Here is a 7,453-nt window from a genome sequence, read left to right as displayed (position 1 = left end):
CCAAAAAACGCCGCCGCCCGGCCCCCGTTCCCGCCCTGCCGGCAGGCGCAAAGGGGCGCAATGGCGCATTGCATCAATTGGCTTATCGATACCGTTTTGGATATCGCCAATGCGAAAAAAGTGATTGGTGAGGGATGGATGGACAAACTAGTATCAGCCGTGGCCTGCAATCGGCCATCCGCACGGAGCCCGCCCGGTGGGACGACGGCCCTGGCACATTCAACTATCGAAGACGGTGGAGACCTGAAATGAAAACAACAATGAAAATGCTGACCGCGAGCCTGGCGCTGGCCATCTCCGGCATGGCGGCAATGCCCGTAGCAAGCGCCGCCGACAAGGGCGCGATCGGCATCTCGATGCCGACCAAATCGTCCATGCGCTGGATCGCCGACGGCGACAACATGGTCAAGGTATTCAAGGAGCGCGGCTACAAGACGGACTTGCAGTTTGCCGACGACGACATCCCGAACCAGCTGGCGCAGGTGGAAAACATGATCACCAAGGGCGCCAAGGTGCTGGTGATCGCCGCCATCGACGGCACCACCTTGTCGAACGTGCTGCAAAAGGCGGCCGACAAGGGCATCAAGGTCATTTCGTATGACCGCCTGATCCGCGGCACGAAAAACATCGATTACTACGCCACCTTCGACAACTTCCAGGTCGGCGTGCTGCAAGCGGGCTATATCGAATCGGCGCTGAAACTCAAGGAAGGCAAGGGCCCGTTCAATATCGAACTGTTCGGCGGCTCGGCCGACGACAACAATGCGCACTTCTTCTACAACGGCGCGCTATCGGTCCTGAAACCGTACATCGACAGCGGCAAGCTGGTGGTGCGCTCGAAGCAGATGGGCATGGAAAAGGTCGCCACCCTGCGCTGGGACGGCGCCGTGGCGCAGGCACGCATGGACAACCTGCTCAGCGCCTACTACGGCAATGCGCGTGTCGACGCGGTGCTGTCGCCGTATGACGGCTTGAGCATCGGCATCCTGTCCTCGCTCAAGGGCGTCGGCTACGGCACGCCGAAACAACCGTTCCCCGTCGTCACGGGCCAGGATGCGGAAATCCCGTCGGTGAAATCGATCATCCGCGGCGAACAGGCATCGACCGTGTTCAAGGACACCCGCGAACTGGCCAAGGTGACGGCCAACATGGTCGACGCCATGATGAGCGGCAAGACACCGACCGTCAACGATACCAAGACCTATAACAACGGCGTGAAGGTCGTGCCGTCCTACCTGCTCAAACCCGTCACCGTCGACAAGGCGAACTGGAAGCAGGTGCTCGTCACCGGCAGCGGCTACTACACGGAAGCGCAAGTGAAATAAGCGTCCAAGGTACTGAAGGCCCGGCACTGCCGGGCCTTTCGCTTCACGCACGATCAAGAACAAGACTGCCGCACGACCGCTGCCCACCAGCGCGGCCGTGCCAGAGAGGTTATATGACGAACACTATCCTGGAAATGCGCGGGATACGCAAAACATTCCCGGGCGTCGTTGCGCTCGACAATGTCAACCTGCGGGTACGCAGCGGCGAGATCCACGCCATCGTCGGCGAAAACGGCGCCGGCAAATCGACCCTGATGAAAGTGCTCAGTGGCGTCTACGGCCATGGCAGCTATACGGGCGACATCGATTACCTGGGCCAGACGCGGCACTTCCGCGGCATCAAGGACAGCGAAGAAATCGGCATCATCATCATCCACCAGGAACTGGCGCTGGTGCCCCAGCTGTCGATCGCCGAGAATATATTCCTCGGCAACGAGCCGTCCCGCATGGGCGTCATCGACTGGGAATACGCGCAAAGCAAGACGCGCGAACTGCTGCAGAAAGTCGGCCTGAAGGAATCCCCGGACACCCTGATCACCAACCTGGGCGTGGGCAAGCAGCAGCTGATCGAGATCGCCAAGGCGCTGTGCAAGGACGTCAAGCTCTTGATCCTCGACGAGCCGACGGCCAGCCTGAATGAAAGCGACAGCGCGGCCCTGCTCGACCTGCTGCTGGGCCTGAAAGCCCAGGGCATCGCCTCGATCCTGATTTCGCACAAGCTCAATGAAATTTCACGGGTCGCCGATGCCATCACGGTGCTGCGCGACGGGAACACGGTCGACAGTTTCGACTGCCGCACGGAGCCCGTCAGCGAAGACCGCATCATCGAAAAGATGGTCGGTCGCGAGATGGCCGACCGCTATCCGCCGCGCACGCCCACCATCGGCGAGACCATTTTTGAAGTGCGCGACTGGCGCGTCTTCCATCCCGAGCATGCCGACCGCCCCGTCATCAAGGGCATCAATATGCACGCGAAAAAGGGCGAGATCATCGGCATCGCGGGCTTGATGGGCTCCGGGCGCACGGAACTGGCGATGAGCCTCTTCGGGCGCGCCTACGGCCAGCGCATCAGCGGCACGGTGCTCAAGCATGGCCAGGAAATCGACGTCAGCACCATCGGCAAGGCGATCGCCCACGGCCTCGCGTATGTTACGGAAGACCGCAAGGGCCTGGGCCTGATCCTCGAGGAAGACATCCAGAAGAACACCAGCCTGGCCAACCTGGACGCAATTTCGCGGCACATGGTCATCGACGAGCAGCGTGAATTCGGCGTGGCCGAGGAGTTCCGTCGCAAGCTCAAGACCCGTTGCTCGAGCGTGGCGCAGAAGGTGGTCAACCTGTCCGGCGGCAACCAGCAGAAAGTGGTGCTGGCGAAGTGGCTGTTTTCGCGCCCCGACGTGCTGATCCTCGATGAACCGAGCCGCGGCATCGACGTGGGCGCCAAGTACGAGATATACAGCATCATCAGCGAGCTGGCCGCCGAAGGCAAATGCATCATCATGATTTCCTCGGAAATGCCGGAATTGCTGGGCATGTGCGACCGGATCTATGTCATGAACGAAGGCCGCTTCGCGGCAGAACTGAGCGCGGCAGAAGCATCGCAGGAACGCATCATGCGCGCGATCGTTACACACGGAGAAAACAATGGACAATAAACTGACAGCGGGAGCGGCGGCAGGCGCCACCCCCGGCACCGCGCCGCAAGCGAAAAGCTATGCCGGCTTCCTGAAAAACAATATGCGCGACTACGGCATGCTGCTCTCGCTGATCGTCATCATGGGCTTTTTCCAGTACATGACCGACGGCACCCTGATGCAGCCGCTGAACCTGACGAACCTGGTGCTGCAAAACAGCTACATCGTCATCATGGCGCTGGGCATGCTGATGGTCATCGTGGCCGGCCATATCGATTTGTCGGTCGGCTCGGTGGTCGGCTTCGTCGGCGCGCTGGCGGCGGTATTGATCGTCAACTACGAGATGAACTTTGTCGCGGCCAGCATCCTCTGCCTGCTGGCCGGCGCCGTCATCGGCGGCGCGCAAGGCTATTTCGTCGCCTTCTTTAAAATCCCGTCCTTCATCGTCACCCTGGCCGGTATGCTGGTCTTCAAGGGCCTGACCCTGGCGCTGCTGGCTGGCCAGTCGGTCGGCCCCTTCCCGGAAGGCTTCCAGATGCTCAGCTCCGGCTTCCTGCCCGACCCGTTCGGCGGCGACAACCTGCGCGGCTTCTCGCTGCTGCTGGGCGTGATCGCCGCCGTGGCACTGATCGTCACCTCGCTGCGCAGCCGCGCCAAGCAACTGAAACACGGCATGGAAAACGAGCCGCGCGCGTTCTTCCTGTTGAAAAACGGCGTGTTCGTTGCCGTGATGGTGTATTTCAGCTACCTGCTGGCGTCGTACCGCGGTTTCCCCAACGTGCTGGCCGTGATGTCGCTGCTCATCGTCGCCTACACCTTCATCACCAACCGCACCGTGCTGGGCCGCCGCGTGTACGCCGTGGGCGGCAACGAGAAGGCGGCGCGCCTGTCCGGCATCAAGACGGAACAGGTCAGCTTCTACACCTTCGTCAACATGGGCATGCTGGCCGCGCTGGCCGGCCTGATCTTCGCGGCGCGCCTGAACACGGCCACGCCGAAGGCGGGCACGGGCTTCGAGCTGGACGTGATCGCCGCCTGCTTCATCGGCGGCGCCTCGGCCTCGGGCGGCGTGGGCAAGGTGATGGGAGCCGTCATCGGCGCCTTCATCATGGGCGTGATGAACAACGGCATGTCCATCATGGGCATCGGCATCGATTACCAGCAGGTGATCAAGGGCCTGGTGCTGCTGGCGGCTGTCTTCATCGACGTGATTAATAAAAATAAATGAGAAGAACAAGGAAGCACAGGTTCGAGCCTTAGGGGGCTCTGGCCGGCGTTCGCGCCGGCCTTTTTTATGCGGAGGCTAATCGCGCAGCGCGGTCCCCCCACCACGCCGCTTCCTCGAACACGGAAAAGCCCGACAGATCCGCATGCGCGAACAGGATGGCGCCGTCGTGCTCGCGCAAGGCCTTCAAGCCCGCGTTGCTGCGAAATCCCGGCAACGGTGCCGCCATGGCGTGACCGCGCACGGTGATGTCGACCCGCTCGACGCAGCTGGCAAAATCGCGTCCATACGCCGTCTTCAAATCGACGCTGGCCAGCGCCAGCAGTTCTTCGGGGCTGGCCGTATCGAGCCACTTGCGCGCTTGCTGCGGCGTGCGGTCGGACAGGGCCACGTAGGCGCTGAAGACGGTTTTCTCGGGCGGACGCACGCGGATGTCCTGGTGGGTCGAGACGACATAGCCGAGGCCCGGTTCCTGGTACACCACGTTGTCCCAGCACAGGGGCGCATGCGGCAGTTCGTCGGGAAAGCGTTTCAGTAAAAAATTCGCCACCATCCACGGCGCATACGCGGGCGTATCGCGTTTCGCGTCAAAGCCATAGTCGGCGATGTTCTTCACCACGCGCGCCGCCACATACAGCGGCATGGCGCAGATGGCCTTGCGCGCCTTGACCAGGTAGGTGTGCGGCTGGCCGTCGACCAGTTCCAGGCACAGCGCTTCCACGCCGTTGGCCGTCGTCGTGAGGGAAACCACCGTGCCCGCGTGGCGCTGGACTTTGGACGCCTGTTCCATGGCCGTGGCGACCGGTTGCATGCCGCCCGGCCAGGTCAGCCAGGCGCCATTGCCTGCGTTGGCCGCCTGGCCCCAGCGGCTGCAGTAGTAATGCAGGCCGGCCCAGGCCGAGACCTGGTCGTAGCGCGTGCCGTAATCGTCGCGGCAGCAGTAGTTCAGATACCAGTGCAGGGTAGGCGAGGTATAGCCTTCGCGCTCCATCCACTGCTTCAAGGTGATGGTGTCGAGCGCCTGCCAGGCCGGATCTTGCGACGACTCCACGGTAGGAAAGACGAAGACGCGCTTGCCATCGTTGCCATGCGCCTGGCGCAAACGCCGCACCTCGGCAAAGAAGCGTTCATGCTGCGCCAGTTCCGCAGGCGACACTCCTTCGGTGGGAATGAAGCCGTCCTGCCAGTGGCCGTTGAACAGCAATCGCTCTTCCGGCGCGTGCAGGATGTAGCGCTCGTCGTAATATGGCTTTTCCGCCTGCGGGTCGCGCTCGATGATCCCCAGGTCGAACAGGATCTCGCGCACATGGGTCGATTCGGGCGACGGCAGCGGCAGGTAATGACCACCGGTCGGATAAGCGAGGTCGCCGAAGTGGCCGCCGGCCGCGTTGCCATACGGCTGCGGGCCATCGATCATGAGAAAGTCCCCGTGCCCCAGCTTGTTCAGGCGCCAGGCGGCAGTCAGGCCGGCGATGCCGGAGCCGAGGATGGCAACGTCGGTGCTCAAGGTGCGTGCAGGCGGCGGCAGCGCCGTGCGCTCGCGCAGCAGCTTGCGCAAATAATGCCCCTCGCTGCGGCCCGGATACAGTACCTTGGGCGTGATTTCCTGCCAGCGCAGATACGCGGCGATGCTGCCGATGCCGGCGGCGGCCGCCGCCGTGCCGCCAGCGGCCCACAACATGAAGGAGCGGCGCTGCATCAGCGGATCACCCGGTTCCAGTCCTGCTCGAATTCATGCACGAGCGACTGGGTATTCAAGCGGTTCGGCGCCATCGGCAGCGGCTGCATGTCGGGCGGGAAGATGAACATCTCGCGCGTGGTGTCCGCATTCAGGTAGCGCATCGGCAGGCGGTATTTCGTCGGCGGCACGTAATCGAGCTGGGGCGAGGCAAGGATAAAACCCCATTCGCCGAACGAGGGCACATAGGCGTGATAAGGCCAGGTTCGCATGCCCACTTCGCGCAGGGTCGAATTGATGGTCCAATAGGCGTGCGGGGCAAAGAACGGCGACGTCGATTGCACCACCATCAGGCCCTTGGCGGCCAGGTGCTTTTTCACCAGGTCGTAGAACGGCACCGAATACAGCTTGCCGAGCGCGAAGCTGGACGGGTCGGGGAAATCGACGATGGCCGCGTCGAACATGTCGCCATTGTTGCGCAGCCAGACGGCGGCATCAGCATTGACGACGGTGACGCGCTTGTCCGAGAACGCGTTGTTATTTAACTTTGCCAGTTCCGGGCGCGTGGTAAAAGCGGCCGTCATGGCGGGGTCGAGGTCGACCACGGTGACGTGTTCGACCTGTGGATAACGGAGGATTTCGCGCAGCGCCAGGCCATCGCCGCCACCCAGCACCAGCACGCGGCGCGCCCACGGCAGCGCTTCCAGCACGGGGTGCACCAGCGCCTCGTGGTAGCGGTACTCGTCGCGCGAGGAAAACTGCAGGTTGCCGTTGATGTACAGCCGCGTATCGTCCTTCCAGCGCGTAATCACCAGGCGCTGGTAGGGCGTGGTGGTGGAATACACGATCTGGTCGCCGAACAGGCCGTGCTCGCCCCAGGCCACCATGCGGTCGGACATGGCAAAGCCGGCGACCAGCACCAGCATCACGGCGCAGGCGCGCAGGAAGCGCCCCGTGAGATTCTTCAGCTCCGCGCGGAACACCCAGATCGTCCACAGGCCCACGCCCACGTTGAGCATGCCGAACAAAAAGCCCGTGCGCACCAGTCCCAGGTAGGGCGACAGCACCAGCGGGAACAGCAGGGAGACGGCCAGCGCGCCCAGGTAATCGAAGGTCAGCACGCGGCTGACCAGCTCGGAAAATTCCGTCTGGCGCGAGTTCAGGGCGCGCATCACCAGCGGCACTTCCATGCCGACCAGTGCGCCGATCAGGAACACCATCACATACAATAGGGTGCGAAATGGCGCGGCCATCCACGAAAACGTCATGAACAGGATGGCGGCCGACAGGCCGCCGATCAGGCCCACGGCCAGTTCGATGTCGACGAAGCGCGACAGCACGTCGTCGTCCCACACATACTTGGAAAAGTGAGCGCCCACCCCCATGGCAAACAGGTAGCAGCCGATGATGGTGGAAAACTGCAGGATGGAGTCGCCGAGCAGGTAGCTGGACATGGCGCCGGCGATCAGTTCATACGCGAGGCCGCAGGAGGCGACCACGAAGACGGACAAAATCAGAATCTTTTTGTTCATTGGACTTTTTTTGTTCTAATATGCGTTGACGTTATCAAATACTCATTGCGAGGAAAGCC

The 7,453-nt window shown here is 62.4% G+C and carries 6 protein-coding genes; 4 read left to right on the top strand and 2 right to left on the bottom strand.

What is annotated here, in order from left to right:
* From AC07X6_RS15625 to mmsB, 4 genes are all read left to right on the top strand, one after another.
* Window positions 1-252, top strand: a 252-nt coding sequence (locus tag AC07X6_RS15625) for a hypothetical protein (protein ID WP_494791559.1), incomplete at its 5' end; no start/stop codon positions are given.
* 50 nt (window positions 253-302) lie between these two features.
* Window positions 303-1,325, top strand: coding sequence for a multiple monosaccharide ABC transporter substrate-binding protein (gene chvE / locus AC07X6_RS15620; RefSeq protein WP_329958060.1), 1,023 nt, complete (start codon window positions 303-305; stop codon window positions 1,323-1,325).
* Between the two features lie 113 nt (window positions 1,326-1,438).
* On the top strand, window positions 1,439-2,980 hold the full coding sequence (gene mmsA, locus AC07X6_RS15615) for a multiple monosaccharide ABC transporter ATP-binding protein (protein ID WP_494791558.1): 1,542 nt from the start codon (window positions 1,439-1,441) through the stop codon (window positions 2,978-2,980).
* Window positions 2,970-4,187: a multiple monosaccharide ABC transporter permease gene (gene mmsB, locus AC07X6_RS15610; protein WP_494791557.1), complete on the top strand. Its 1,218-nt coding sequence runs from the start codon at window positions 2,970-2,972 to the stop codon at window positions 4,185-4,187. Before mmsA ends, mmsB begins: the two co-directional genes overlap by 11 nt.
* 64 nt (window positions 4,188-4,251) lie before the next feature.
* Here mmsB and AC07X6_RS15605 read toward each other — a convergent pair whose 3' ends face one another.
* Window positions 4,252-5,883 (bottom strand): NAD(P)-binding protein, encoded by a 1,632-nt coding sequence (locus tag AC07X6_RS15605; protein ID WP_494791556.1) that lies wholly within the window; start codon window positions 5,881-5,883, stop codon window positions 4,252-4,254.
* Window positions 5,883-7,394 carry a polyamine aminopropyltransferase gene (locus tag AC07X6_RS15600; RefSeq protein WP_494791555.1) on the bottom strand — a complete coding sequence of 504 codons (1,512 nt, stop codon included), beginning with the start codon at window positions 7,392-7,394 and terminating at the stop codon, window positions 5,883-5,885. Before AC07X6_RS15600 ends, AC07X6_RS15605 begins: the two co-directional genes overlap by 1 nt.
* Window positions 7,395-7,453: the final 59 nt, after the last annotated feature.

It is taken from the genome of Janthinobacterium sp. GW460-12-1-14-LB5 (assembly GCF_059423585.1).
The sequence above is the reverse complement of the archived record's forward strand: the minus strand, read 5'-3'. Positions and strand labels throughout refer to the sequence as shown.